At 73.6% G+C, this 24,286-nt stretch carries 24 protein-coding genes and 1 tRNA gene; 18 read left to right on the top strand and 7 right to left on the bottom strand.

Annotated features, from left to right (window positions below; all coding sequences use genetic code 11):
- Positions 1-99: 99 nt before the first annotated feature.
- The 14 genes from H1A17_RS12515 to H1A17_RS12450 all read left to right on the top strand — a co-directional run bounded on the left by H1A17_RS12515 (position 100) and on the right by H1A17_RS12450 (position 11,136).
- Positions 100-432, top strand: coding sequence for a PadR family transcriptional regulator (locus H1A17_RS12515; protein ID WP_145917948.1), 333 nt, complete (start codon positions 100-102; stop codon positions 430-432).
- Entirely contained in the window at positions 429-1,481 is a 1,053-nt protein-coding gene (locus tag H1A17_RS12510) for a DUF1761 domain-containing protein (protein WP_145917949.1), read from the top strand. The genes H1A17_RS12515 and H1A17_RS12510 overlap by 4 nt, the downstream gene beginning before the upstream one ends.
- Before the next feature lie 108 nt (positions 1,482-1,589).
- Positions 1,590-2,081, top strand: coding sequence for a hypothetical protein (locus H1A17_RS12505; protein ID WP_228543412.1), 492 nt, complete (start codon positions 1,590-1,592; stop codon positions 2,079-2,081).
- Positions 2,082-2,315: 234 nt separating this feature from the next.
- On the top strand, positions 2,316-3,002 hold the full coding sequence (locus H1A17_RS12500; protein ID WP_145922572.1) for a dienelactone hydrolase family protein: 687 nt from the start codon (positions 2,316-2,318) through the stop codon (positions 3,000-3,002).
- Positions 2,995-3,795, top strand: a complete 801-nt coding sequence (locus H1A17_RS12495; protein WP_305070357.1) for a uracil-DNA glycosylase — start codon at positions 2,995-2,997, stop codon at positions 3,793-3,795. Before H1A17_RS12500 ends, H1A17_RS12495 begins: the two co-directional genes overlap by 8 nt.
- A 19-nt stretch (positions 3,796-3,814) precedes the next feature.
- Positions 3,815-4,552 carry a DUF4129 domain-containing protein gene (locus tag H1A17_RS12490; protein ID WP_145922573.1) on the top strand — a complete coding sequence of 246 codons (738 nt, stop codon included), beginning with the start codon at positions 3,815-3,817 and terminating at the stop codon, positions 4,550-4,552.
- Positions 4,553-4,586: 34 nt separating this feature from the next.
- On the top strand, positions 4,587-5,174 hold the full coding sequence (locus H1A17_RS12485) for a hypothetical protein (protein WP_194821927.1): 588 nt from the start codon (positions 4,587-4,589) through the stop codon (positions 5,172-5,174).
- Positions 5,174-6,181 (top strand): MoxR family ATPase, encoded by a 1,008-nt coding sequence (locus tag H1A17_RS12480; RefSeq protein ID WP_145917951.1) that lies wholly within the window; start codon positions 5,174-5,176, stop codon positions 6,179-6,181. Before H1A17_RS12485 ends, H1A17_RS12480 begins: the two co-directional genes overlap by 1 nt.
- A gap of 5 nt (positions 6,182-6,186) precedes the next feature.
- Positions 6,187-7,551 carry a DUF58 domain-containing protein gene (locus tag H1A17_RS12475; RefSeq protein WP_370517001.1) on the top strand — a complete coding sequence of 455 codons (1,365 nt, stop codon included), beginning with the start codon at positions 6,187-6,189 and terminating at the stop codon, positions 7,549-7,551.
- A gap of 5 nt (positions 7,552-7,556) precedes the next feature.
- A complete protein-coding gene (locus H1A17_RS12470; RefSeq protein ID WP_145922574.1) occupies positions 7,557-8,117 on the top strand; it encodes a hypothetical protein in 561 nt (186 codons plus the stop codon).
- Positions 8,118-8,209: 92 nt separating this feature from the next.
- Positions 8,210-9,547, top strand: a complete 1,338-nt coding sequence (locus H1A17_RS12465; RefSeq protein ID WP_145917953.1) for an NAD(P)/FAD-dependent oxidoreductase — start codon at positions 8,210-8,212, stop codon at positions 9,545-9,547.
- A gap of 151 nt (positions 9,548-9,698) precedes the next feature.
- Positions 9,699-9,782, top strand: a tRNA-Leu gene (locus H1A17_RS12460).
- Between the two features lie 108 nt (positions 9,783-9,890).
- Positions 9,891-10,712 (top strand): Bax inhibitor-1/YccA family protein, encoded by an 822-nt coding sequence (locus H1A17_RS12455; RefSeq protein WP_088642890.1) that lies wholly within the window; start codon positions 9,891-9,893, stop codon positions 10,710-10,712.
- A gap of 103 nt (positions 10,713-10,815) precedes the next feature.
- Positions 10,816-11,136 (top strand): hypothetical protein, encoded by a 321-nt coding sequence (locus H1A17_RS12450; protein ID WP_194821926.1) that lies wholly within the window; start codon positions 10,816-10,818, stop codon positions 11,134-11,136.
- A 3-nt stretch (positions 11,137-11,139) separates the two neighbouring features.
- On the opposite strand, the gene H1A17_RS12445 is transcribed toward H1A17_RS12450, so the two are convergent.
- From H1A17_RS12445 to H1A17_RS12435, 3 genes are all read right to left on the bottom strand, one after another.
- Complete coding sequence (locus H1A17_RS12445) at positions 11,140-12,402, bottom strand: acetyl-CoA C-acetyltransferase (protein ID WP_145917955.1); 1,263 nt, start codon at positions 12,400-12,402, stop codon at positions 11,140-11,142.
- A gap of 132 nt (positions 12,403-12,534) precedes the next feature.
- Entirely contained in the window at positions 12,535-13,338 is an 804-nt protein-coding gene (locus H1A17_RS12440) for an SGNH/GDSL hydrolase family protein (protein ID WP_194821925.1), read from the bottom strand.
- A gap of 85 nt (positions 13,339-13,423) precedes the next feature.
- On the bottom strand, positions 13,424-14,473 hold the full coding sequence (locus tag H1A17_RS12435) for an SGNH/GDSL hydrolase family protein (protein WP_145917957.1): 1,050 nt from the start codon (positions 14,471-14,473) through the stop codon (positions 13,424-13,426).
- A 181-nt stretch (positions 14,474-14,654) separates the two neighbouring features.
- Here H1A17_RS12435 and H1A17_RS12430 point away from each other — a divergent pair, with 181 nt between their 5' ends.
- The 3 genes from H1A17_RS12430 to H1A17_RS12420 all read left to right on the top strand — a co-directional run bounded on the left by H1A17_RS12430 (position 14,655) and on the right by H1A17_RS12420 (position 17,524).
- Positions 14,655-15,011, top strand: coding sequence for a YkvA family protein (locus H1A17_RS12430; RefSeq protein WP_194821924.1), 357 nt, complete (start codon positions 14,655-14,657; stop codon positions 15,009-15,011).
- A gap of 75 nt (positions 15,012-15,086) precedes the next feature.
- A complete protein-coding gene (locus H1A17_RS12425; protein WP_145917959.1) occupies positions 15,087-16,457 on the top strand; it encodes a cystathionine beta-synthase in 1,371 nt (456 codons plus the stop codon).
- Between the two features lie 158 nt (positions 16,458-16,615).
- Positions 16,616-17,524: a protocatechuate dioxygenase gene (locus H1A17_RS12420; RefSeq protein WP_145917960.1), complete on the top strand. Its 909-nt coding sequence runs from the start codon at positions 16,616-16,618 to the stop codon at positions 17,522-17,524.
- Between the two features lie 3 nt (positions 17,525-17,527).
- On the opposite strand, the gene H1A17_RS12415 is transcribed toward H1A17_RS12420, so the two are convergent.
- Both H1A17_RS12415 and H1A17_RS12410 read right to left on the bottom strand, forming a co-directional pair.
- The gene (locus H1A17_RS12415) at positions 17,528-18,046 is read right to left on the bottom strand and encodes a GNAT family N-acetyltransferase (RefSeq protein WP_145917961.1); all 519 of its coding nucleotides are present in this window, start codon (positions 18,044-18,046) and stop codon (positions 17,528-17,530) included.
- Complete coding sequence (locus tag H1A17_RS12410; protein WP_194821923.1) at positions 18,043-18,972, bottom strand: ribonuclease Z; 930 nt, start codon at positions 18,970-18,972, stop codon at positions 18,043-18,045. Before H1A17_RS12410 ends, H1A17_RS12415 begins: the two co-directional genes overlap by 4 nt.
- Before the next feature lie 472 nt (positions 18,973-19,444).
- Between H1A17_RS12410 and H1A17_RS12405 the strand changes: the two genes are divergently transcribed.
- A complete protein-coding gene (locus H1A17_RS12405; RefSeq protein ID WP_194821922.1) occupies positions 19,445-21,163 on the top strand; it encodes an alpha/beta hydrolase domain-containing protein in 1,719 nt (572 codons plus the stop codon).
- 119 nt (positions 21,164-21,282) lie between these two features.
- Here H1A17_RS12405 and H1A17_RS12400 read toward each other — a convergent pair whose 3' ends face one another.
- Both H1A17_RS12400 and ngg read right to left on the bottom strand, forming a co-directional pair.
- A complete protein-coding gene (locus H1A17_RS12400; RefSeq protein ID WP_145917964.1) occupies positions 21,283-22,458 on the bottom strand; it encodes an osmoprotectant NAGGN system M42 family peptidase in 1,176 nt (391 codons plus the stop codon).
- Positions 22,455-24,284 (bottom strand): N-acetylglutaminylglutamine synthetase, encoded by a 1,830-nt coding sequence (gene ngg, locus H1A17_RS12395; RefSeq protein ID WP_194821921.1) that lies wholly within the window; start codon positions 24,282-24,284, stop codon positions 22,455-22,457. The genes H1A17_RS12400 and ngg overlap by 4 nt, the downstream gene beginning before the upstream one ends.
- Between the last annotated feature and the right edge of the window lie 2 nt (positions 24,285-24,286).

The following is a 24,286-nucleotide window of genomic DNA, read 5'->3' as shown; positions in this document are numbered from 1 at the left end:
CACCGGGGTCGGGACGGGGTGATCGACAGGCAAGGTGAGAGTCGGGGCGTGGTATCGCGTTGTTGACGGTACTGCGCACTGCGCAGTAGTGTGTGGTGCGTGGACACCACACAACTGCTCAAGGGTGTGCTCGACCTGGCCGTGCTGGCCGTCCTGCGGGATTCCGACGGCTACGGCTACGACATCCTGCGCCGGCTGCGCGAGGCCGGCCTCGACGAGGTCGGCGACGCCTCGGTCTACGGCACCCTGCGTCGGCTCTTCGCCGCCGGCCTGCTCACCACCTACGTCGTGCCGAGCGAGTCCGGCCCGCACCGCAAGTACTACGCGCTCAACGCCGCCGGCCGTGACCAGCTCACCCGCTCCGGCAAGACCTGGCGCGCGTTCGCCACGACGATGGACCAGCTGCTCGACGATCGGGGGAGGGCGGCATGACCGTCACTGGGCAGGAGATAACGGACTACGTCGAGCGGGTGCGGGCGGCGCTGGCCGATCTGCCGCCGCAGGTCCGCGAGGAGCTGACCGAGGACCTTCCGGAACACCTCGCCGAGGTCGCCGCCGAGGCCGACGGTTCCCTGGTCGACCGGCTCGGCACCCCGGAGGCGTACGCGGCGGAGCTGCGCGCCGCCGCCGGAGCGGGTGACCCGGCGGCCGGCCGGCGGGCGCTGGAACGGCGGATCGCCTCCGTGCTGGGACGGGCCCGGGCCCGGATCGACCGGCTCGACAGCCGGTTCGGCCCCGTGTTCGGTCACGCCACGGCGGGGGAGTTCCTGCGGCTGCTGCGCCCGGCCTGGTGGGTGGCCCGCGCCTACCTGGCCGCGATGCTGCTCACCGCGATCAGCACCGACGGCCCGCTCGGCCTGCTGCCCCGACTCGACGGCAACGGGTTCGTCGGCCTGCTGATGTTCGCCGGCCTGCTCTACGGCTCCGTCTGGTTGGGTCGGCGCACCCCCGGGCTACGGTCCTGGCGGCGCTGGGCGTTGCACGCCAGTTCGGCGGTGCTGGCGATGTTCGCGATCGGCGCGGTGGCGACCGTCGACGACCACGCCCGCTCCGGCTACGACTACGGCTACGAGTCGACCTCGGTGAACAACCCGTACGACCTCGTGCAGGACGTCTACGTCTACGACAGCGAGGGGCGGTTGGTGGAGAACGCCCGGCTCTTCGACCAGAACGGCACCCCGATCCGGCTGGGCTGGCCGACCTGCGACGATCCCGCCCTGCCCGACGTCAACCCGGTGCAGCGTGGCTACCCGTACTGCCCGCAGCAGGCGCCGTTCCGGCCGCGACCGCCGGCCGTCGCCCCGCTGCCGCCCGGGTCCGGCGTCGGCCCCGGCGGGTCGCCGTCGTCGTCGCCGACCGGGCCGGGTGTCGGGCCGACGGCCGCCGCGCCGGACACCCCCGCACCTACCGGATCGGTGCCGGCCGCGTCGCCGTCGGTGTCCGCCCCGGCGGGGACGCCCCTGCCCACCGCCACCGGTTGACCTGTCGTTCCTGGGAAATGGCTGAACGGACGATGGGAACGGGACAGCACGCGCTGATCTTCGTCGCTACGTTGTCGTCTGCTCATTCACCCCTCGGAAGGAAATTCAGTGTCAGAGCAGGTCGCATCGTCCCCCGCGCCGCAGGCGGAGCAGGTGGCCCAGCCCGAACCGGTGACCCCGGTCCCCGCCGCGCAGCCGGAGGAGCGCAAGGGTGGCGGCGCGAAGAAGGCGCTCGGCATCATCGGCGCGATCGTCGCCTTCCTCGTGATCGCGGCGCTGAAGTTCGGCGTCGCCAGCGCCATCGGCAACCTCCTCAACCCCGACGAGACGGCCGAGGCGAAGGCCGGCGACTGCATCGCCGAGCTGCCGGAGGTGACCGGCACGCAGGAGAAGTCGGTAAGCGACGCCAAGGTGGTCAAGTGCACCTCGACGGAAGCCGTCTACAACGTGGTCGGCCGGGTGGAGGAGCAGACCGAGGCGCAGGCCAAGACCGGCAAGGCGTGCGAGCAGTACATCAAGGAGGGTGAGGACGGCTACGTCTTCTACAACATCGCCCCGGGCGGCAAGGGCTACCTGCTCTGCCTGACCAAGAAGGCCTGACCAGGAAGGCCCGAGCGGCAGGCCCGGGCACGGACGGCCCGGACGACGATCCGCCGACGGCGGCGCGGGATTCCCGCGCCGCCGTCGGCGTGTTGCACGCCACCGTCCGGTGAACGCGAGGTATATGCCACTGTTCCGGCATCTTCCCGGCACGCGTACGGCGTGGCAGGCTACCGACACGTAGGAACGCCCTGCGACCAGCCAACGATGACTGACCGACAGGAGGACGGGCCGATGGGTGAGATGGTGCGTTACCGCCGCGACGCGGGGAGCGGCGAAGGGTATCTCGCGATACCGTCCAGCGGCACGGCCAGCCCGGCGGTCATCGTCATCCAGGACTGGTGGGGTCTCGTCCCGCACATCCGTTCGGTGGTGGACCGGTTCGCCGAGGCCGGCTTCGTCGCGCTGGCCCCCGACTTCCGGCACGGCCAGCCCGCCAGCAAGCCGAGCGAGCCCCGGCAGATGCTCAACAGCGTCCAGATGGACGAGGCGGCGGCCGACATCGCCGTGGCGGCGGAATACCTCGCCGGCCGGGCCGAGGTGACCGGCAAGGTGGGGTGCGCCGGCTTCTGCGCCGGGGCCAGCCTGGCGTTGTGGGCGGCCACCCGGGCCGAACGGATCGTCGCCACCGCCGCCTTCTACCCCCGGCTGCCGTGGGACGGGATGCCCGCCGAGTGGGCCGACTACGCGGGCAAGGCGGCCGTCGTGCACTGCTCCGAGGCCGACGGTCTGTCCGCCGCCGACGGCGTACAGACGGTGCGTCGGGCCGTCGAGAACGCCGGGGGCACCTGCCAGACGTACGACTACCCGGGCACCGCGCACGCGTTCTTCAACGAGGACCGGCCGGAGAACTTCGACCAGCGGGCCGCCGCCACCGCCTGGGCCCGTACCCTCGAACTCTTCCGGGCCAAGCTTGGCTGAGTCCCGTACCCCCGCCGAGGTGGTCGCCCGCGCCGCGCGGGCGACCGACCTGGCCGACCTCGACGCGGCGGTCAGCGACTGTTTCGCCTGCCCGCGCCTGGTCGACTGGCGGGAGGAGGTCGCCCGGACGAAGCGGGCCGCGTTCCGCGACCAGGACTACTGGGGTCGCCCGGTGCCCGGCTTCGGCGCCCCGGACAACCGCACCGGGCGCGGCGGCGCGGGCCCGCCGTCCACCGGGCCGGGTCCGGCGTCCGACGCCCGGATCGGGATACTCGGCCTGGCCCCGGCCGCCCACGGCGGCAACCGCACCGGCCGGGTCTTCACCGGGGACCGCTCCGGCGACGTGCTCTTCGCCGCCCTGCACCGCGCCGGGCTGGCCAACCAGCCGACCAGCGTCGCCGCCGACGACGGCCTCACCCTGGCCGGTGTCCGGATCTTCGCCGCCGTGCGCTGCGCGCCGCCGGACAACAGGCCCACCCCGGCCGAGCGGGACACCTGCGCCCCCTGGGTGCACCGGGAGGTGGCGCTGATCCGACCCACCCTGCGGGTGGTCGTCGCGCTGGGCGCGTTCGCCTGGGCGGCGTGGTGGCCGGTGCTACGCCAGGTGTACGGCGTCCGGCCGCCCAGCCCGCGACCGGTCTTCGGCCATGGGGCACACTGGTCCGGGTCGGCCGCTCCCGATCTGCTCGGTTGCTACCACGTCAGCCAGCAGAACACCTTCACCGGGCGGTTGACCACACAGATGCTGGACGATGTGTTCGCCCGGGCGAAACAGCTCGCGGGGGTGGACTGAGCAGCGTGGGGCGGTGGCGATGGACCTCGGCGTACTGCGCAGATGGTGGCCCGTCGCCCTGGTGACGCTGCTGCTGCTGGCCGCCGCGCTCGCCGCCGGGCACTCGTCGATCGGGGCCAGCCGCATCCCGCCGGCCGCCGACAACATCCCCTACGTGCCGGACTACCCCTCCGCCGAGCCGGCCGCGTCGATCCCGATCGAGCCGCGTACCGAGGCCGCGCAGACCCGGCCGAGCGTCCCGCAGTGGATCGCCACGGCGGCCATCGCGCTGCTCGCCACGGCGATCCTGGCCGCCCTCGGCTACCTGGCCTTCACCCTGCTGCGCGGTGCGCTGCGGCGGACCACCCGGGCGGTCCCGGTGGCGCGGGCCCGGCGTACCGCCGAGGGCACCGCGCGGGAGGTGGTGGCCGCGCTCGACGCCGGCCTGGAGGAGTTGGACGACGCCGACACCGACCCGCGTACCGCCGTCATCGCCTGCTGGGTACGGCTGGAGGAGGCCGCCACCGAGGCCGGCGTGCCACGGCGGACCGGGGACACCCCGACCGACCTGGTGACCCGGCTGCTGCGCGGCGACCCGGCGGCCGGGGTGCCCGCCATCGCCAGCGCCGACGTGCTGGACGGCTTCGCGCACGTCTACCGCGAGGCCCGCTACGCCACCCGGACGGTCGACGCCCGGATGCGCGACCAGGCCCGGGGGGCGCTGCGCCGGCTGCGCGGTGAGCTCACCGCCCTGGCCGATCCGCAGGTGCCGGCGTGACCGCCCGCCGCAGCGCACCCGGTGGGGTGGCGGGATGAGCGAGTCGACCGGCCTGGACGACCTGTTCTCCTTCGAGGAGGACCCGCCGGCCCGGACGGGACGGGCCCGGGGCGGACGCGCCCGGCAGGCGTTCCGGCTGCTGCTGACCGCCGCCGGGGTGACCGCCGTGGTCCTGGTCGGGCTGCGCGCGGTCGGCCTGCAACTGTCCCTCGGGATCGTGGTGGCCGGGGTGCTGGCGGTGCTCACCGTCCGCCGGGTCACCACCGCGCTGGCCCCGCCGCCCCCGCCCCGGGGCGGTGCCCGCGCCCCCGCCGGTGAGGAGCCGGGCACCTACAACTGGGCGGCCCGGGACGCGCTGCGGGCCGCCATCAACGGTTGGGAACGCCCGCTGGACTGGTCCTCGGGCAACCCGGAGCGGTTCACCGAACGCATCCTGCCCCGCCTCGGTGAGCTGGCCGACGAGCGGTTGCGCCAACGCCACGGCCTGACCCGGGAATCCGACCCGACCCGGGCCCGGGCCCTGCTCGGGGAGCCGCTGTGGAGTTTCCTCGACACCCCCTCCCGCCGTCCCCCGTCGCCGCGCGACCTCGCGGCGATCGTCGCCGAACTGGAGAAGATCTGATGAACGACGTGGACCGCAGCATTCCCGCCACGGAGGTCGGCCACCTGGCCCGGGCGGTGCTGGACGCGGTCGGCACGGTCGTGGTCGGCAAGCGGGAGGCCCTGGAACTGGTGCTCGCCGGCATCCTGGCCGGCGGGCACGTGCTGCTGGAGGACCTGCCGGGGCTGGGCAAGACGCTGACCGCGCGGTCCTTCGCGCAGGCCCTCGGGCTGGACTTCCGCCGGCTCCAGTTCACCCCCGACCTGCTGCCCGCCGACGTCACCGGCTCGTTCCTCTACGACCAGCGCAGCGGCGACTTCTCCTTCCGGGCCGGCCCGCTCTTCACCAACCTGCTGCTCGCCGACGAGATCAACCGGACGCCGCCGAAGACCCAGTCGGCGCTGCTGGAGGCGATGCAGGAGAAGCAGGTCTCCGTCGAGGGCGTCACCTACCGGCTCGACGAGCCGTTCCACGTCCTGGCCACCGCCAACCCGATCGAGTACGAGGGGACGTACCCGCTCCCGGAGGCGCAGCTCGACCGGTTCCTGCTGCGGGTGTCGTTCGGCTACCCGCAGCGCGACGAGGAGTGGGAGGTGCTGCGTCGCCGGATGGACCGCCGTCGCGAGGAGGCGCAGATCGAACCGGTGGTCGACGCCGGCACCCTGCGGGCGATGCAGGCCGCGCTGGAGGACGTGGTGGTGGAGGACTCCGTCGGCAGGTACATCGTGGACCTCACCGCAGCCACCCGGGAACACCCGTCGGTGCTGGTCGGCGCGTCCCCCCGGGGTTCGCTGGCGCTGCTGCTGCTGGCCCGGGTCCGGGCCGTCTTCGCCGGCCGCGACTACGTGGTGCCGGAGGACGTGAAGGAGGTGGCGGCCCCCGCGTTGGCGCACCGGATCACGTTGCGCCCGGAGATGTGGCTGCGCCGGGTCGACCCGTCGTTCGTGGTCGGTGAGGTGCTGGAGCAGACCCCGGCCCCGGCCAGCGGCGCGCTGCCCAGCTACGCGGCCGGCCGGGCCGGGCGCTGATCGTCGTGCCTGACCGTCAGGAGCCGGCGGCGGGCTGGTCGCCCACCTGGGCGCTCGGCCGGGCGGTGCTGCTCACCGGGCTGCTGCTGATCGCCGCGGTGCTGCTCGGCCGGGTCGACCTGGTCGTGCTGGCCACCCCGTTCGCGCTCGGCACCGCGTACGCGCTGCGCCGCCGGCCCACCGCCGCCCCGCAGCTGGAGATCACCGCCGGGGACGCCCAGTTGGTCGAGGGAGGCGACCTGGCCGGCGCGGTGGTGGTGGGCAATCCGGACACCGTGGCGTACGACGTGGTGGTGGTCCGGACCCGGATCTCGCCGTGGCTGTCGGTACGCCGGGCCGGCTTCGGCGGCATCGGGCTGGACGTCAGCCGCTCCGGTGGGGCCGACCGTCCGTTCGTCGCCGCGCTGTCCCGGGGCACCGCCGTCGACCTGGAGCTGACCGGCACCGCGCTGCGGTGGGGGCGGCACCCGATCGGTCCGGCCGGCGCCCGCGCCGCCGCCGCCGACGGGCTGCTGGTCTCCCGGGCGGTGCTCACCGAGCCGGTGCGGATGCGGGTGTACCCGAAGACCGAACCGTTCGAGGCGGTGGAGGCGATGCCCCGGGCCGCCGGGCTGGTCGGCGCGCACCACTCGCGGCGGCCGGGGGAGGGCGGCGAACTGGCCGGGGTACGCGTCTTCGGGCCGGGGGACCGGCTGCGCCGCATCGACTGGCGGGTGTCGCTGCGGACCCGGCAGCTGCACGTGGCGTCGACCCTGTCCGACCGGGACGCCGAGGTGGTCGTCCTGCTCGACGTGCTGGCCGAGGCGGGGCGGTCCGGCGGGGTGGCCGGGGCGGCGTCCGTGTTGGACACCACGGTCCGGGCCGCCGCCGCGATCGCCGAGCACTACCTGCACCGGGGTGACCGGGTGGCCCTGCTGGAGTACGGTCCGGCGGCGCGTCGACTGCGTCCCGCCACCGGACGCCGGCAGTACCTGACCGTCCTGGAGTGGCTGCTCGACGTACACGCCGAGTCCTCCCCGCACGAGCCGTACGACCAGGTCTTCGGCCCGCAGGTGCTCTCCGCCGACGCGCTGGTGGTGGTGCTCACCCCGCTGCTCGACGAGCGGTCCGCGCAGATGCTGGCCCGGCTGGCCCGGGGCGGCCGGTTCGTGGTGGCGGTGGACACCCTGCCGACCGACCTCGCCCCGCCCGGCGACCGGGGGTGGGCGCCGGTGGCGTACCGGCTGTGGCGGCTGGACCGGGACACGATGATCACGCAACTGCGGGAGCACGGCGTGCCGGTGGTGGGGTGGGCGGGCGCGGGCAGCCTGGACCAGGTGCTGCGGGACGTCGCCCGGTTGGCGACCGCACCCCGGGTGGGTGGCCGGTGAGCCCGGTGGACGCGGCCCGGGAACGGGTCCGGGCGGCGGGTACGGCGGTGCGCCGGGTGGCCCTGCTGCCGTTGCTGGTGCGCGGTCTGGTCTTCCTGGTGGTGCTGGCCGGGCTGCTGCTGGCGTACCCGGTGGAGCTGTTCCAGGCCCGGTCGCTGCTCGCGCTGACGGTGGTGGCGGTGCTGCCGGCGGTGGCCCCGCGCCGGATCTGGCCGACCTTCGCCGCGTTGGTCACGGTGGGCGGTTGGGTGTTCGCCTCGGCCGGTTACGACAGGCCGATCGCGTTGTGGCGGTTGTTGGCGGTGGCGACCCTGCTCTACCTCGGACACACGCTCTGCGCCCTGGTGGCCGTGCTGCCCTACGACGGGGCGATCGACCCGGACGTCGTGCTGCGCTGGCTCACCCGGGCCGGCGCGGTGGTGCTGGCGTCGGCGGTGATCGGGGTGCTGCTGACCCGCTCGGGGCAACTCGGCCCGGATGACGGTTTCCAGGTCGCCACCGTGGTGGGACTGCTGGTGGCGGTGGGTCTGACCGGGTTGCTGGGCTGGCTGCTGCGCCGCAGATAGCGCGACGTTGTGCAGCTCACAGGTGTTGTGCTCCGTCACAGATGGGGGTCTCGAGGGGTATTACCGGAGCCGCCCGGGGAAAGATGGATGACGTGAATCCGAAGCGGATCCTTGTCGTGGGTGCCGGGCACGTGGGCCTGTACGCCGCTCTGCGCCTGTCCAAGAAGCTGAGCTCCCGTGAGGCCGAGGTCGTCGTGGTCGACCCGCAGCCGCACATGACGTACCAGCCGTTCCTGCCCGAGGCGGCGGCCGGCAACATCTCCCCCCGGCACTCCGTGGTGCCGCTGCGACGCGAGCTGCGCCGGTGCAAGGTCGTCGCGGGCGCGGTGACCCGGATCGACCACAGCCGCAAGACCGCCGTGGTGCAGCCGATCTCCGGCCCGACCCGGGAGATCGCCTACGACCACGTGGTGGTGGCCCCCGGCTCGGTGTCCCGCACCCTGCCGATCCCCGGCCTGCACGAGCACGGGATCGGGTTCAAGACCATCGGCGAGGCCATCTACCTGCGCAACCACGTGCTGGACCGGCTCGACGTGGCCGCCGCCACGCCGGACCCCGACGTCCGCCGCTCCGCGTTGACCTTCACCTTCGTCGGCGGCGGCTACGCCGGCATCGAGGCGTTGGCCGAGATGGAGGACATGGCCCGGGACGCGCTGCGCTACTACCCGGAGCTGAAGCCGGACGACATGCGCTGGGTGCTGGTCGAGGCGACCCAGCGGGTGCTGCCCGAGGTCGACCGGGACATGGGCGCGTACACGGTGCAGCAGCTGCTGAAGCGGAACATGGACATCCGGTTGGACACCCGGCTGGAGTCGTGCGTCGACGGTGTGGTGAAGCTCTCCGACGGCGACAGCTTCCGCTCCGACACCATCGTCTGGACGGCCGGCGTGAAGCCGTCGCCGATGCTGGACCGCACCGACTTCCCCCGCGACGAGCGGCGTCGGGTCACCTGCCTGCCCACCCTCCAGGTCGTCGACGGCGACCGGGTGGTGGAGGGGGCGTGGAGCGCCGGTGACTGTGCCGCCGTCCCGGACCTCACCAAGGAGCCGGGCAACTACTGCTCACCGAGCGCCCAGCACGCGGTGCGGCAGGCCGCCCGGATGGCCGACAACATCGCGCTGGTGGTGCGGGGCCGGGAGCCGGTCGACTACAAGCACAAGCACGCCGGCAGCGTGGCCAGCCTCGGCCTGCACAAGGGCGTGGCCCAGGTGTACGGCATCAAGATGAAGGGCTGGCCGGCCTGGTTCATGCACCGGACGTACCACATGAGCCGGATCCCGTCGTTCAACCGCAAGGTCCGGGTCGTGGTGGACTGGTCGCTGGCCTTCTTCCTCAAGCGTGAGGTGGTCGCGCTCGGCCAGTTGCACGACCCGCGCGAGGAGTTCGCGGAGGCTTCGCAGCCGATCCCGATCACCAGCAGGGCGGCCTGACCGCCCGGTCCGACGCGCCGGTCGCCCCCGCCCGCTCCCGGGTGGGGGCGACCGGCGTTCGCCGTTCCGCAGGGGCGGACAGGGTACGCCGGGGCGACGCGGAACGGCTACCGTGAGACTGCACCGTCGCGCATCGACGTGACGCGCCCCCGCCCGGGTGGTGGAACGGCAGACACGGCCGCCTTAAAAGCGGCTGCCGCAAGGCGTGCGGGTTCGAGACCCGCCCCGGGCACCACACTCTCAGCTTTCCCACAGCCTCCCGACCGGCGGCGGTCGGGCCCCGCCGTTTACCCTGGAAGGGCACGTTTGCGTGCGACTGACCCCCTGAGGGAGGCCTGAGACAGTGAAGACCTCGAACCCGGTGCTCGCCCGGCTCGGCCAGGCGGCCGAGCGGGAGCGTTCCGCCGGGTACGCCCAGCCCGGGCCGTACGGTTACGGACAGCCCGGCATTCCGCAGCAGTACCCGGGCCAGCCGGGCTCCCCGGTCGCCCCGACGGTGTCCGGCACGATGACGGTCGACGACGTCGTCGTCAAGACCGTCGCGCTCCTGGCCATCCTCGGCGTCTCCGCCGCCGCCGCCTGGATCGTGGTGCCGGATTCGGTGCTCGGCGTCGCCTGGATCGGCGCCGCGATGGTCGGCCTGGTCCTCGGCCTGATCATCTCGTTCTCCCGGGTCGCCAACCCGGCCCTGGTCGTCGCGTACGCGATCGTCGAGGGCGCGTTCGTCGGCCTGGTCAGCAAGGTCTACGAGACGGCCTACCAGGGCATCGTGCTCCAGGCCGTGGTCGCCACCTTCGGCGTCTTCTTCGTGATGACGATGCTCTACAAGGCGCGCGTCATCCGGGCCACCCCCAAGTTCGTCAAGGGCATGATCGCCGTGATGGCCGGCCTGTTCGCCGTCATGCTGATCAACCTGGTGCTCGCGCTGTTCGGCGTGAACACCGGCCTGCGCGACGGCAGCCCGCTGGCCATCGGGTTCAGCCTGGTGTGCATCGTGGTCGCCTCGCTGAGCTTCGTGCTCAGCTTCAAGGAGGTCGAGGACGGCGTCCGGATGGGGCTGCCGGCCCGCTACTCCTGGACGGCCGCGTTCGGCATCGTGGTCAGCCTGGTCTGGCTCTACCTGGAGATGCTCCGCCTGATCAGCTACTTCCAGGGCGACGACTGACGGTTTTCGCACCCGACGCCCGCCACCGCGACCCCGCGGCGGCGGGCGTCGTCGTCTGCGCGGTCGGCCCGGGGCCGGTCGGTGGTGCGTAGACTCGCCGACGATGAGCGCAGCGGAGTTGGACCGGGCGGTGACGGCGCTGGTCGGTCAGGTGGGCCACTGGCAGCAGCCGCGCTGGGCGGCGGTCGCCACGGGTGGCAACGTGTCCCGGGCCGACCTGGTGCACAAGCTGGTGCAGGAGGTCGCCGACCTGGCGGCCGACGCCGAGGGCGGGCCCCGGCGGGACGTGCCCCGGTTGGCGCATCCGATGGCGCTGCCCGACCAGCTCCGGGTGGTCACGGCGGATCTGGTCGCCGCCGGCCCGCCCGAGGCGGTGCTGGCCGGGGCCGCCGCCCTGGTGGCGGCGACCCGCGGCGCGCTGTAGGGCTCAGTTGAGCCGTTCGAGCACCATCGCCATGCCCTGACCGCCACCGACGCACATGGTCTCCAGGCCGATCGTCGCGTCGTGCCACTGCAGGGCGTTGAGCAGGGTGCCGGTGATCCGGGCGCCGGTCATCCCGAACGGGTGGCCGACGGCGATCGCCCCGCCCATCACGTTGACCTTCTCCTGCGGGATGCCGAGCTGCCGGTACGACGGGATCACCTGGGCGGCGAACGCCTCGTTGATCTCGACCAGGTCGACGTCGTCGACGGTCATCCCGGCCCGGCGCAGCGCCTGCCGGGACGCCTCGACCGGGCCGAGGCCCATGATTTCCGGCGACAGGGCGGTGACGCCGGTGGAGACGATCCGGGCCAGCGGGGTCAGCCCCAGCTCGTCGGCCCGCTGGGCGCTCATCACCACCACGGCGGCGGCGCCGTCGTTGAGCGGGCAGCAGTTGCCGGCGGTGATCCGGCCGTCCGGACGGAACACCGGCTTCAGCCCGGCCACCGCCTCCGGGGTGACCCCGGCGCGCGGGCCGTCGTCGGTGCCGACCACGGTGCCGTCGGGGGTGGTGACCGGGGTGATCTCGCGGGCCCAGAAGCCGTCGGCGATGGCCTTCTCGGCGAGGTTCTGGCTGCGGACGCCGAACGCGTCCATCTCCTCCCGGGTGACGTCGTACACCTGGGCCAGGTTCTCCGCCGTCTGCCCCATGGCCAGGTAGATGTCGGGGAGCTGACCGGCCTCGCGCGGGTCGGTCCACACCTCGGCGCCGCCCTGGGCGCGGGCCACCGACCGCTGCTGCGCCTCGGCGAACCGCGGGTTCTCCCAGCCGCCGCCGACCAGCGCCTGCGCCTCGGGTGGCAGCGTGTCGGAGTTGCCCCGGGCGTACCGGGAGACCATCTCGACGCCGGCGGAGACGAAGACGTCGCCCTCCCCGGCCCGGATCGCGTGCATCGCCATCCGGGTGGTCTGCAACGACGACGCGCAGTAGCGGGTCAGCGTGGCCCCGGGCAGCCCGTCCAGGCCCATCAGGGTGGCGACCACCCGGGCCAGGTTGAAGCCCTGCTCGCCGCCGGGCAGCCCGCAGCCGAGGTAGAGGTCGTCGATGGTGGTGGGGTCGAGCCCGGGGACCTTGTCCAGCGCGGCCTGGACGATGGTGGCGGCGAGGTCGTCCGGGCGGACCTCACGCAGGGAACCCTTGAACGCGCGGCCGATGGGGGACCGGGCGGTGGCGACGATGACGGCGTCGCGGGACGACTCAATCGGCATGAACCAACGTTAACTTGACGGTAACTTGACGCGGAAGGACGCCGACCAGCGGGAAATGTCACCCGTACCGGCCCGGCCGGACCCGCCCGCCGGCCGCGACCCGTCGCAGCCGGCGGAACGGATCGAGGCCGGTCAGTGCCGGGAGGCGACGTTCGCGGCGGCGACGACCGCCGGCAACAGGGCGTGCGCCCAGACCCGGTAGCCGTCGGCGGACGGGTGGAACCCGTCGTGGCAGAGCGTCCCGGCGTCGGCCCGGAACACCGGCCCGGTCTCCGTACCCAGGTCGACGACCGTCCCGCCGGCCTCCAGCACGGCGGCGGTCTGCGCCCGCGCGACCCGCCGGCCCGACCAGCCGATCACCTGCCGTAGCGGCGGGGCCACCGCGCGCACCGCGCCCAGGTCCGGGCAGGTGCCGACGACTACCTCGACCCGGGCCTCCCGCAGCCGGCGCACCGCCGAGGCGAGGTACGCCGCCGCCTCCGCCGGCCGCCGCATGGCCGTGGCGTCGTTCGCCCCGATCAGCACCACCGCGACGTCCGGCCGGTCACCCAGCAACGCCCGCGCCACCTGGGTCGCCAGGTCGGTGGAGCGGGACCCGGACACCCCCACGCTGGACAGGTGCACCCGCCGGCCGGTCGGCCCCTCGGTCAGCAGGTGGGCGAGCTGACCGCCGACCGTCTCGTCGAAGCGGGCCACCCCGACGCCGAGCGCCGAGGAGTCACCGAGCAGCACCAGCCGCAGCAGCGGGGCGCCGACCCGGCCGACCGTGGCCCGCAGCGCCAGTCCCAGCTCCGGCTGGGCGTAGTCGCGGTTACGGGCCGCCACCGCCTGACCGGCGAGCACCGCCGCACCACCGATCGTCCCGGCGACCAGGGAGACCGCCGCGGCCTTGCCGAGCCGTACGGCCAGCTCGCCGCCGAGCGAGCGGCCCGTCACGGTGTCACCGCCCGGGGGCCCACGGCGGCGGTGACCGGCCCGGCGGGGCACCTGCGGCACCCGGTGGTTCGCTCGCTGCGCTCGCTCATGCCAGTCCCTCCAGTTGGGGTGAGTCGGCCCCGGTGCCGGGTTGCGGCACCGGGGCGACGCCGAAGAAGGCCCGCCGCCGCAGCTGCGCCCAGCGACCGGCCGGGCCGTGGTCCCGGCCCCGGACCTGCGTGCCGCTGACCTCCGTGCCGGCGTTGCGGGCCGCCTCGTGGGCGGCCTGGGGCAGCGACCGTACGCCCTCGCCCGGGGCCAGCGTCGGCCGGCGCTCCCCGCTGCCGAGCGCCGACAGCACGGTCGGCAGGAGCGCGGCGGCGGCCATCGCGTACCCCTCGGCGGAGGGGTGGAACCTGTCCCAGGCGAACATCCGGGTCGGCTCGGCGGCGAACCGGGGTCCGAGCAGGTCGCCGAGGGAGACCGTCCAACCGCCCGCCTCGACCACCGCGACCGTCTGGGCGGTGGCGAGCTGCCGGCTCCACCGCCGGGCCAGCCAGCGCAGCGGGGGCTGGATCGGCCGGATCGCCCCCAGGTCGGGGCAGGTCCCGACGACCACCTCGCACCCGGCGGCGCGCAGCGTGCGGACCGCGTCGACCAGGTGGCGCACGGCGACGGGGTAGGACGTGCGGTTGGTGATGTCGTTGCCGCCGACCAGGATCACCGCGACGTCCGGGGTGCAGTCCAGGGCCGCCTCGACCTGTGGGCGCAGCCCGGCGGAGAGCGCGCCGACCACGGCGAAGCGGTGCACCCGTACGGCCCGGTGCAGCCGCCGGGACAGCCCGGTGGCCAGCAGCGCGCCCAGGGTCTCGCGCCGCCGCGCCACCCCGTAGCTGGCGGCGGAGGAGTCACCGAGGATCACCATGGTCAGCGGCGGGCCGGGGATCTTGGCACCGTAGACGCCGTCGCAGCGTGGTGGTGGGGCCTCCGCCATCGGGATGGTGCGCCGGGCCTGCCGGGCCTGCCCGAGCAGCACGCCGCCGGTCGCGGCGACGGCCGCCACGGTGGCACCTGTGCCGATCGCCGCCAGCCGGACCAGCTGCCAGGCGCGGTGCCAGCGCGGACCAACCGGTACGACGGAACCTGCCACCCCCATACAGCGACATTATCGCGCCGCAGCGTCACCCCGCCTCCGTCAGGACGGCCGGTTTTCGGGCTGGGCGGCGACGGTTCTGGGTACCTGGTCGGGTGGCGGGGGCACCCGTGGGTGCCCCGCCGCAGGTGGCGGCGGCTTGCGCGGGCCAGTCACGCTGGTCGGTGGAGAGGGGCTGGATGAGATGGGTAGGACATTGAAGCGCACCGCGGCGTTCACGGCGCTGGCCCGGTCGCTGGCGGCCGGCGCCCGGGGTGGTCCGTCGCTGGGCGCCCGGCTGGCGGCGCTGCCCCGGATGATCCAGGCCACCGCCAAGGGCGAGTACGACGGCGGCCTCCGGCTGGCGATGATGACGGCCGCGGCGGTCTACGTGGTGTCGCCGGTCGACCTGGTGCCGGAGCTGTTCCTGACCGTTCTCGGTCTGGTGGACGACGCCGTCATGGTCACCTGGCTGGCCGGCAGCGTGCTGTCGGAGACCGAGCGCTTCCTGGAGTGGGAGGCCCGCCGGGCCTCCGTCATCCCCGGTCATGTGACGCTCTGAGGGCACGTACGCTGAGCGACGAAGGACCGTCTGCCAGGCCGCCGTCGTCGGCGCCGCAACGAAGGGCACAACGAGGTGCAGTACTACGACAACGTCGTCGACCTGATCGGTAACACCCCGCTGGTGCGGCTGCGTAACGTCACCGCGGGCATCCGGGCGACCGTGCTGGCCAAGGTGGAGTACCTCAACCCGGGCGGCTCGGTGAAGGACCGGATCGCGCTGCGGATGGTGGAGGACGCCGAGGCCGCCGGGATTCTCCGCCCCGGCGGCACCATCGTCGAGCCGACCAGCGGCAACACCGGTGTCGGGCTGGCCCTGGTGGCCCAGCTCAAGGGCTACCACTGCGTCTTCGTCTGCCCCGACAAGGTCAGCCAGGACAAGCAGGACGTGCTGCGGGCGTACGGGGCCGAGGTGGTGGTCTGCCCGACCGCCGTCGCCCCGGAGGACCCCCGGTCGTACTACAACGTCTCCGACCGGCTGGCCCGGGAGATCCCCGGCGCGTGGAAGCCCGACCAGTACAGCAACCCGGCCAACCCGCGCTCGCACTACGAGACCACCGGGCCGGAGCTGTGGAAGCAGACCGGGGGCGGGCTCACCCACTTCGTGGCCGGGGTCGGCACCGGCGGCACGATCTCCGGTATCGGGCGCTACCTCAAGGAGGCGTCCGAGGGGCGGGTGAAGGTGATCGGGGCGGACCCGGAGGGTTCGGTCTACTCCGGCGGCACCGGCCGGCCCTACCTGGTCGAGGGGGTCGGTGAGGACTTCTGGCCCGAGACGTACGACCGGGGTATCGCCGACGAGATCGTCGAGGTCTCCGACAAGGCGTCCTTCGAGATGACCCGACGGCTGGCCCGGGAGGAGGGTCTGCTGGTCGGCGGCTCCTGCGGGATGGCCGTGGTGGCGGCGCTGGAGGTGGCCCGCGCCGCCGGCCCGGACGACGTGGTCGTGGTGCTGCTGCCGGACAGCGGCAAGGGCTACCTGTCCAAGATCTTCAACGACCGGTGGATGGCCCGGTACGGCTTCCTCGACCACTCGGGCACCGAACCGACGGTCGCCGACGCGCTGGCGAGCAAGCCGGGCGGCCTGCCCGAACTGGTGCACGTGCACCCGACCGAGACGGTCCGCGACGCCATCGACTACATGCGCGAGTACGGCGTCTCCCAGCTCCCGGTGCTCAAGGCCGAGCCGCCGGTGGTGACCGGTGAGGTGGCCGGTTCGATCGCCGAGCGGGATCTGCTGGACGCCCTGTTCACCGGCCAGGCGCACCTGCACGACACCATCGAACGGCACATGGCCGACCCGCTGCCGATGATCGGTGGCGGTCAGCCGGTGAGCGAGGCGGTCGGCATGCTGGAGAAGTCCGACGCGGCGCTGGTGCTGGTCGACGGCAAGCCCAAGGGCGTGCTGACCCGGCAGGACCTGCTCGCCCACCTCGGCGCGCACTGATCCGACGCACCTGCGGGGCCCCTTGCGGTGGGAGGGGCCCCGCAGCGTGTCCGGGTCGACCATTCACAGCAGGGGGACAGGAGCGGCACAGAGGGCGTCCGTGCAGCCTGCCTACCGTCGGGGTCAGCCGAGAGGCACCGACCCACGGGAGGAACGACATGCGCCACGACCTCGACCACCACGAGGGGCAGCGGGTCAGCCGCCGCCGTTTGATCGCCGGAGTCGGCTCGATCGGGTTGGCCGGTCTGCTCGCGGCCTGCGGCCGGGACGGCGGCACGGTCACCACGTCGACCGGGGAAACCGTGTCCCCGCAGGCGACCGCCAGCACGTCGGCGGACCTGGCCGCGCTGTTCGGCGCGGCGAACACCTGCACGTTGACCGCGAGCACCACGCAGGGCCCGTACTACTTCGATGCCGACAAGATCCGCAGCGACATCCGGGAGGACCGGGCGGGCACCCGGCTGCGGGTGGCGATCCGGGTGCAGGACAGCGAGCAGTGCGGGCCGCTGGCCGACGCCGTCGTGGAGATCTGGCACTGCGACGCGGCCGGCCTCTACTCGGGGGCGGAGGCCCAGTCGTCCGGCGCGTCGGGCGGCGGCGCGCCGTCCGGTGGCACCCCGCCCAGCGGCACGCCCGGTGGCAACCCGCCCACCGGCAACCCGCCCGGGGGTGGGGCGGCCCCCGGCGGCGGTGCCGAGGGGTCGGCGGCGGACCTGACGCCGACCGACGACAAGCGTTACCTACGCGGCGCCCAGGTCACCAACGCCGACGGGATCGTCGAGTTCACCACCATCTGGCCGGGCTGGTACCGGGGCCGCACCACGCACATCCACGCGATGGTGCACGTGGGCGACAACCGGGTGCTGACCACCCAGATGATGTTCGACGAGACCCTCAACAGCAGGGTGTACGCCGCCGCGCCGTACGCCGCGCACACCGGGCGGGACACGTTCAACGACAACGACAGCATCTACGCCGAGACGATGCTGACGAAGGTCGTCGAGGACGGCGACGGCTACCTCTCGGTGATCAACTTCTCGGTCGACGCGGACCGCGACGGCACCTGACGGTCAGCAGCCCGGTAGCTGCCGGGCGTAGCGGAGCTGTGCGGTGGGGGCGCGCCCGATCCGCTCCTTCCGGCGTTCGCCGGTCGCCTGCCAGCCGCCGCGCTCGTAGAAGTGCCGGGCCGCGAGGTTGCGTTCCAGCACCCACAACACCCCGCGACGCCAGCCCCGGGCGCGCATGGTGTCCAACGCGTCCACCATCAACGCCCGGCCGGTGCCCCGGCCCCGTTCGGCCGGGTCGAGGTGGATGGCGTTGAGCAGCCCGGTCGCCGGGTCACCCGCGTCGTCCGGGCCGAGGTAGCTGAACCCGACCAGCCGGCCGTCCCGTTCGGCCACGGTCATCAGGTGCTCGTCGCGTTCCCACGTCCACCGCTCGACCCAGTAGGTGCCCATCGCCTCGGGCGTCGGGTCGGCCAACGCCTCCGCCGGCAGGAACGACGAGTACGCCGCGACCCGGGACCGCTGGTGCAGGGCGCCCACCGGCATCAGGTCGTCGGCGACGGCGGGACGGAGCGTGACGGTCACCCGGCCGAGGCTACCCGCCGGGGCGGGACGGGCACGGTGGTCAGGTCCTCGGCGACCACCAGCTCCCCGGTGAAGTGCTCACGGGCCTCGTCGTGGAAGCGGCGCGGGTCGGCGTACCGCTGGGAGAAGTGGGTGAGCACCAGGGTGCGTACCCCGGACTCGGTGGCGACCCGGGCGGCCTGGCCGGCGGTCAGGTGGCCGACCTCGGCGGCGAGCGCGGCCTCCGACGCCAGGAACGTCGCCTCGATGACCAGCAGGTCGGCATGCTCGGCGAGGGCGTACACCCCGTCGCAGAGGCCGGTGTCCATCACGAAGGCGAACCGCTGCCCCGGCCGGACCACGCTCACCTCGTCCTGGGTGACGCGGCGTCCGCCGACGTCCAGGTGGCCGGCGCGCAGCAGCTCGCCGACGGCCGGTCCACCGATGCCGTACGCGGACAGCCGCTCCGGCAGCATCCGGCAGCCGTCCGGCTCGACCAGCCGGTACCCGTACGTCTCGATCGGGTGCCGCAGCCGGCGGGCCTCCAGCGTGCCGACGCCCAGGGTGATCCGCTGCCCGTCGGCGGTGATCGGCTTGACGGCCAGCTCGGCGGTCTCGTGGAAGCTGCTGGCGTGCCGCAACCGGGCGAAGTATTCCGCGCCACCGGCGGGGAAGTGCACCGCCACCGGGTGCGGCACCCGGTCGAGGGAGAGCCGCTGGATGGTGCCGGGCAGGCCAAGGCAGTGGTCGCCGTGGAAGTGGGTGACGCAGATCCGGGTCAGGTCGGTGGCGGTGATCCCGGTGTGCAGGAGCTGTCGCTGGCTGCCCTCGCCCGGGTCGAAGAGGATCACCTCGTCGTCCCAGCGCAGCACGTAGCCGTTGTGGTTGCGCAGCCGGGTGGGGGTCTGGCTGGCCGTGCCGAGCACGGTCAGCTCCCGCATGGACACCGCCGGCCTCCCCCGGAGACGAAGCGACCCCCGGGGCTTCCGTGCTCGCGCACGGGCCGACTGGACTGGGTCGGCACCCCGGGGGTCGGGTGGCTGTCGTGGATTCGCCGCACCGCTGCCACACGGTCTCGACGATCATGCTGGTCGTTCACTGTCGAGGACAGCGGCTAGCGGACAGCCACCTCACGAGTCCGATTGCTATACAAGTCTGGACCACCTCCTTTCCCGTGTACCGCCACGCTACCCACTGCACCCCGGGTGCCGGTAGTGATTTTTTGCGCGGTCCTGCGGTCGGGGGTCGCCCGTCGCCGGTCGGGCGCTTCGGAGGACTTTTGCTCAACGAAGCGAAAGTTCGTGTTCATCTGGCCTATCTTTCGCCTGATGTGAGCATTACTCTCTGCCCCACAGTGGCCACCTCCCGCCGCTGCCCGCCCGAGCCGTCCCCTCGGTCGCTCCCCCCGTGAGGTGAACCGTGCCCGTCTCGTCCACCACCCGCAGGAACACCCGACGATCCCTGACCCTCGGCCTGGTCGGCATGCTGGCCGTCGCCGCCGGCCCGGTCCCCCCGGCGGACGCCGCCGCGCCGGCCACCACCCGGCCGTCCACCGCCACCGGCGCGAACGTGGCGAACCCGGTGGTCGCCGGACCGATCGCCCGGACCACCCCGGTCGGCGACCCCGGCCACGGCTACCCGTTCCTCGCCACCGACGTCAACCTGGCCGCCGCCGGCTACGTCGAGGAGGAGTTCTTCCTCTTCGGCACCGCCACCCGGTACGCCGTGCAGGGCACCCAGAACGCGACGACCATCGCCACCGACCAGCCCTACGGCACCCGGCTGGTGGTCCGCCGGCCGGCCAACACCAAGAAGTTCAACGGCGTGGTGGTCGCCGAGTGGAACAACGTCAGCAACCAGTGGGACCAGGAGGTCGACTGGTTCCAGTCGCACGAGCACCTGATCCGCTCGGGCTACGCCTGGGTCGGGGTCTCCGCCCAACGGGCCGGGCTGCACTCGGCCACCGGGCTCAAGGCGTGGAGCCCCACCCGGTACGGCCCGCTGGACGTCACCGTGGGCGGCACCGTCACCGACGACAGCCTCTCGTACGACATCTTCAGCCAGGCGGTGAAGGCGGTCCGCAACCCGACCGGCGTCGACCCGCTGGGCAAGCTGCCCGCCCCGCAGTACGTGATCGCCACCGGCCACTCGCAGTCGGCCGGCCGCCTCGCCAACTACTACAACGGCGTCCAGCAGTCGGCGAACGTGCTCGACGCGGTCGTCCTGCACGGCGGCGGCGGGGTGCTGCGGACCGACCTGACGACGCCGGTGTTCCGGATCAACTCCGAGGGGGACGTGGCGAGCGGCATCCTGCCCGCCGCCGCCCGCGCCCAGGCCGACTCGCCGGTGCTGCGCTCCTGGGAGGTCGCCGGCGCCTCGCACGGCGACTGGAAGCTGATCACCGACTACGGGCCGCTGCGCAAGCGGGACATCGGCAGCTACCCCGGTGGCTACCCGGGCGAGCCGCAGACCTGCACGCTGCCCTCGCTGTCGCGCATCCCGCAGCACATGGTGCAGAACGCCGTCTACGACCACACCGTCGCCTGGGTCGCCCAGCAGGTGGCCCCGCCCAGCGCCCCGCCGATCCGGACGACTACCACGACCCCGCCGGCCGTCGCCCGCGACGAGCTGGGGCTCGCCCTCGGCGGCATCCGGCTCGCCCAGCACGAGGTGCCGCTGCGGGTCAACAGCGGCAGCAACACCGGGCCCGGCTTCTGCTTCCTCGACGGCAGTTCGGTGCCGTTGACCGACGCGCAACTCGCCGCCCGCTACCCGACCGTCGCGTCGTACGTGGACGCCAGCGTCGCGGCCACCCTCGCCGCCGCCGACGCCGGCTACCTGCCCGCGTCGTACACCCGCGACCCCGCCTGGTACTCCGACATGCGTGACCTCATCACCGAGTACGTCGCCGCCGGCCGGATCACCGAGTACGTGGCGGCCCGGCTGGAGGACCGGCTCCAGCGCGCCGAGCAGGCCGGCACCGCCGGGAACGCGGCCCGCGCCGGTGAACTGCTGGGGCAGCTGGCCGACCGGGCGGAACAGCGGATCACCGGTGACCCGGCCGCCCGGGACGCGGTGCTGCGGGTGACCGGGGCGCTGATCGCCCTGCTCGACGCGGCGCAACGCGGTAACCGGTGACCCGACCGCAGGGACCGACGCCACGGTGAGGGGCCGGGGCGCTCGGTGAACGGCGGGCACGACGCGCGATGTCGTGCCCGCCGTTCACCTGTTGCTCCGGCAGTGCGGCTACCAGCCGGTCAGTCGATGCCGATCGGGCCCTCGCGGGGGCCGTCCCCGCCCGCCGGCTGCACCGCCAGCGACGGGAAGTCGGCCAGGTCACCCTCCGGCTCGGCGTCCCACTCGGGGAAGACCAGGTCGCTCTGGAGATAGAGGCAGAGCAGTTGGGTCAGGTGGCGCAGCCCGTCGAGGTGGGTGCGCTCGTGGCCGTGGGTGGCGTCCACCCCGAAACCGAGCAGCGCCACCCGGGCGTGCGCGCCCGCCTCGACCGCCGCCGCGACGTCCGAGCGGTAGTAGTCGAAGACGTCGCGGACCAGGTCCACCCCGTGTTCCCGGGCGATGGTGGCCAGGTTGCGGGTCAGGTGGTAGTCGAACGGGCCGACCCCGTCGCCCATCGCCAGGGTCGCCGCGTCCTCCCGGGACTGCTGGCCGGGGGCGACCACCGCCGCGTCCACCGAGACGATCTCGGCGACGTCCGGGTCGAGGCCGTGGCTGGCCCCGTGGCCGATCTCCTCGGTGACCGTGACCAGCAGGTGGGCGGTGACCGTCGGGGTGATCCCGGCGTCCACCACCGCCTTGAACGCGGTCAGCACCGCCGCCACCCCGGCCTTGTCGTCCAGGTGCCGGGACTTCACGTACCCGGACGGGGTGACCATCGGGTTCGGCAGGAACGCCACGAAGTCGCCCGCGTCGATGCCGAGCGCCCGCAGGCCGGCGATGTCCTCGACCGGCTCGTCGACCCGGACCTCGACGTGTTCCCAACCGACGCCCTGCAGGTCGACGTCGTCGTTGTAGCGGTGCCCGCTGGCCTTCAACGGCAGCACCTGCCCGGTGACCACCCGGTCCAGGTCGTCGGTGAAGATCCGCACGTGCGCGCCCTCGGCGAACCGGGCCGAGTGGGTGCCGATGGTCTTCAGCTCCAGCCGGCCGTTCTCCTTGAGCCGCTTGACCATCCCGCCGATGGTGTCGGTGTGCACCACGATCGCCCGGTCCGCACCCGTCTGCCGGGGGCCGGGCAGGCAGGCGCTGAGCGCCCCCCGCCGGGTCAGCGTGGACGGGATGCCCAGCGCGGAGAGCCGTTCCCCCACGTACTGCTGCACGTGGTCGGTACGCCCCGACGGGCTGGGGATGTCGAGCAGTTCCACCAGCACCTGACGGAGGTAGTCCAGATCGATGTCGAGGGGCTTGAGGCTCACGCGACCCCTCCGGGCCCGGCCGGGCTCCAGAGGCGCTGCGGTGCCCGGGTGCCCGGGAAGAGCAGGTCCACGAAACGCTCGGCGGTCGGCTGGGGCTCGTGGTTGGCCAGCCCCGGCCGCTCGTTCGCCTCGATGAACACGTGCTCGGGCTGGTCGGGGGCGGGGACCAGCAGGTCCAGCCCGGTCACCGGGATGTCCAGGGCCCGGCTCGCCGCCACGCAGGCAGTGGCGATCGCCGGGTGCAGTTCGGCCGTCACGTCGTGGATTGTGCCACCGGTGTGGAGGTTGGCCGTCCGGCGCACCGCCAACACCTGCCCCTCGGGCAGCACGTCGTGCATCCGGTGCCCGGCCTCGGCCACCACCTCGCGGGTCATCTCGTCGATCGGGATGCGGGACTCGCCGCCGGTGGCGGCGGCCCGCCGCCGGCTCTGCCGCTCGATCAGCTCGGTGACGTCGTGCACCCCGTCGCCGGTGATCTGCGCCGGTCGGCGGACGGCGGCGGCCACCACCTCGTGGTCGATCACGATCACCCGCAGGTCCTCGCCCGCGCGCAGCTCCTCGACCAGCACGTCGGGGCAGAACCGGCGGGCCAGCTCGACGGCCGTGGCCAGCGCCTCGGCGGTGCGTACCCCGACGGTGATGCCGTTGCCCTGCTCGCCCCGGGCCGGCTTGACCACCACCGGGCCGACGTCGGTGAGGAAGGCCAGGTCGTCGGCGTCGCCGGTGGCGGTCCGGCCACGCGGCACCGACAGGCCCGCCTCGGTGAGGATGCGCCGGGTGACCCGCTTGTCGTCACAGCGGCTCATCGCCACCGCCGAGGTCAGCTCGGACAGCGACTCGCGGGTGACGATCGTCCGGCCGCCGTTGGTCAGCCGCAGCTCACCCCAGTGCGCGTCGGTGACCTCCACCCGGATGCCGCGCCGCATCGCCTCGTCGGCGACGATCCTCGCGTACGGGTTCAGCTCGTCGTAGCCCGCCGGGGTGGCCGGCAGGAACAGCCGCTCGTTGATCGGGTTCTTCCGCTTGACGCAGAGCGTGCCGGTGCGGTGGAAGCCCAGCCGCTCGTAGAGCCGGATCGCACCGGAGTTCTCGGCCAGCACCGACAGGTCGACGAAGGCGCGCCCCCGCGCGTCGAGCCGGTCGGCCAGCTCGGTGAGCAGGGCCTGGCCGGTGCCGGGCGGGGCGGTGTTGAAGTCCACGGTCAGGCACCACAGGCTCGCGCCGTTCTCCCGGTCGCCGAAGACCGCCACGTGGTCGACGCCGGTGATGGTGCCGACGACCTCGCCGGTGCTCGCCTCGGCCACCAGGTGCAGGAACCGGTCGGTGCCGGCGTTGTCGACGAGCACCTCCACCGGCGCGGTGACCATGCCGTTGCGGGCGTAGATCCGGTTCACCGCGTCGGCGTCGTCGGCATCGCGCAGCGGCCGGACGACCAGCCCCGGGATCTCCATCCGCTCGGTGGCCTCCGGGCGGCGCTCGCCCAGCGGCAGCCGGTAGGTCAGCGACGGGTCGATGAACAGCTCGTCGGGCAGCCGGGACACCAGCACGTGCGGGTCCCGCAGATAGATGCAGATGTCCCGCGCGCCGGCCGCCTCGGACCGCAGCACCTGCGCCACCGCGATCTGCTCGTGGAAGGTCTGGCCGAAGACCAGCCGTCCCCAGCCGCAGTCCAGGACCACGTCGGACGGTCCGGCCGGCTCCCGGCGCGGCTCCGGGGCGGCACCCGGCGCGACCGGGTCACCGCCGGGGCCGATCCGTTCCCGGCGGCGGCCGAGCACCCGTTCCCGGTCGGTTCGGGCTGTGCCGGTCGCGAGGGTCTCGTTCACGG

Source organism: Micromonospora sp. S-DT3-3-22, assembly GCF_015354745.1.
Taxonomy (GTDB): domain Bacteria; phylum Actinomycetota; class Actinomycetes; order Mycobacteriales; family Micromonosporaceae; genus Micromonospora; species Micromonospora wenchangensis.
This window is presented reverse-complemented; position numbering and strand designations above follow the sequence as displayed.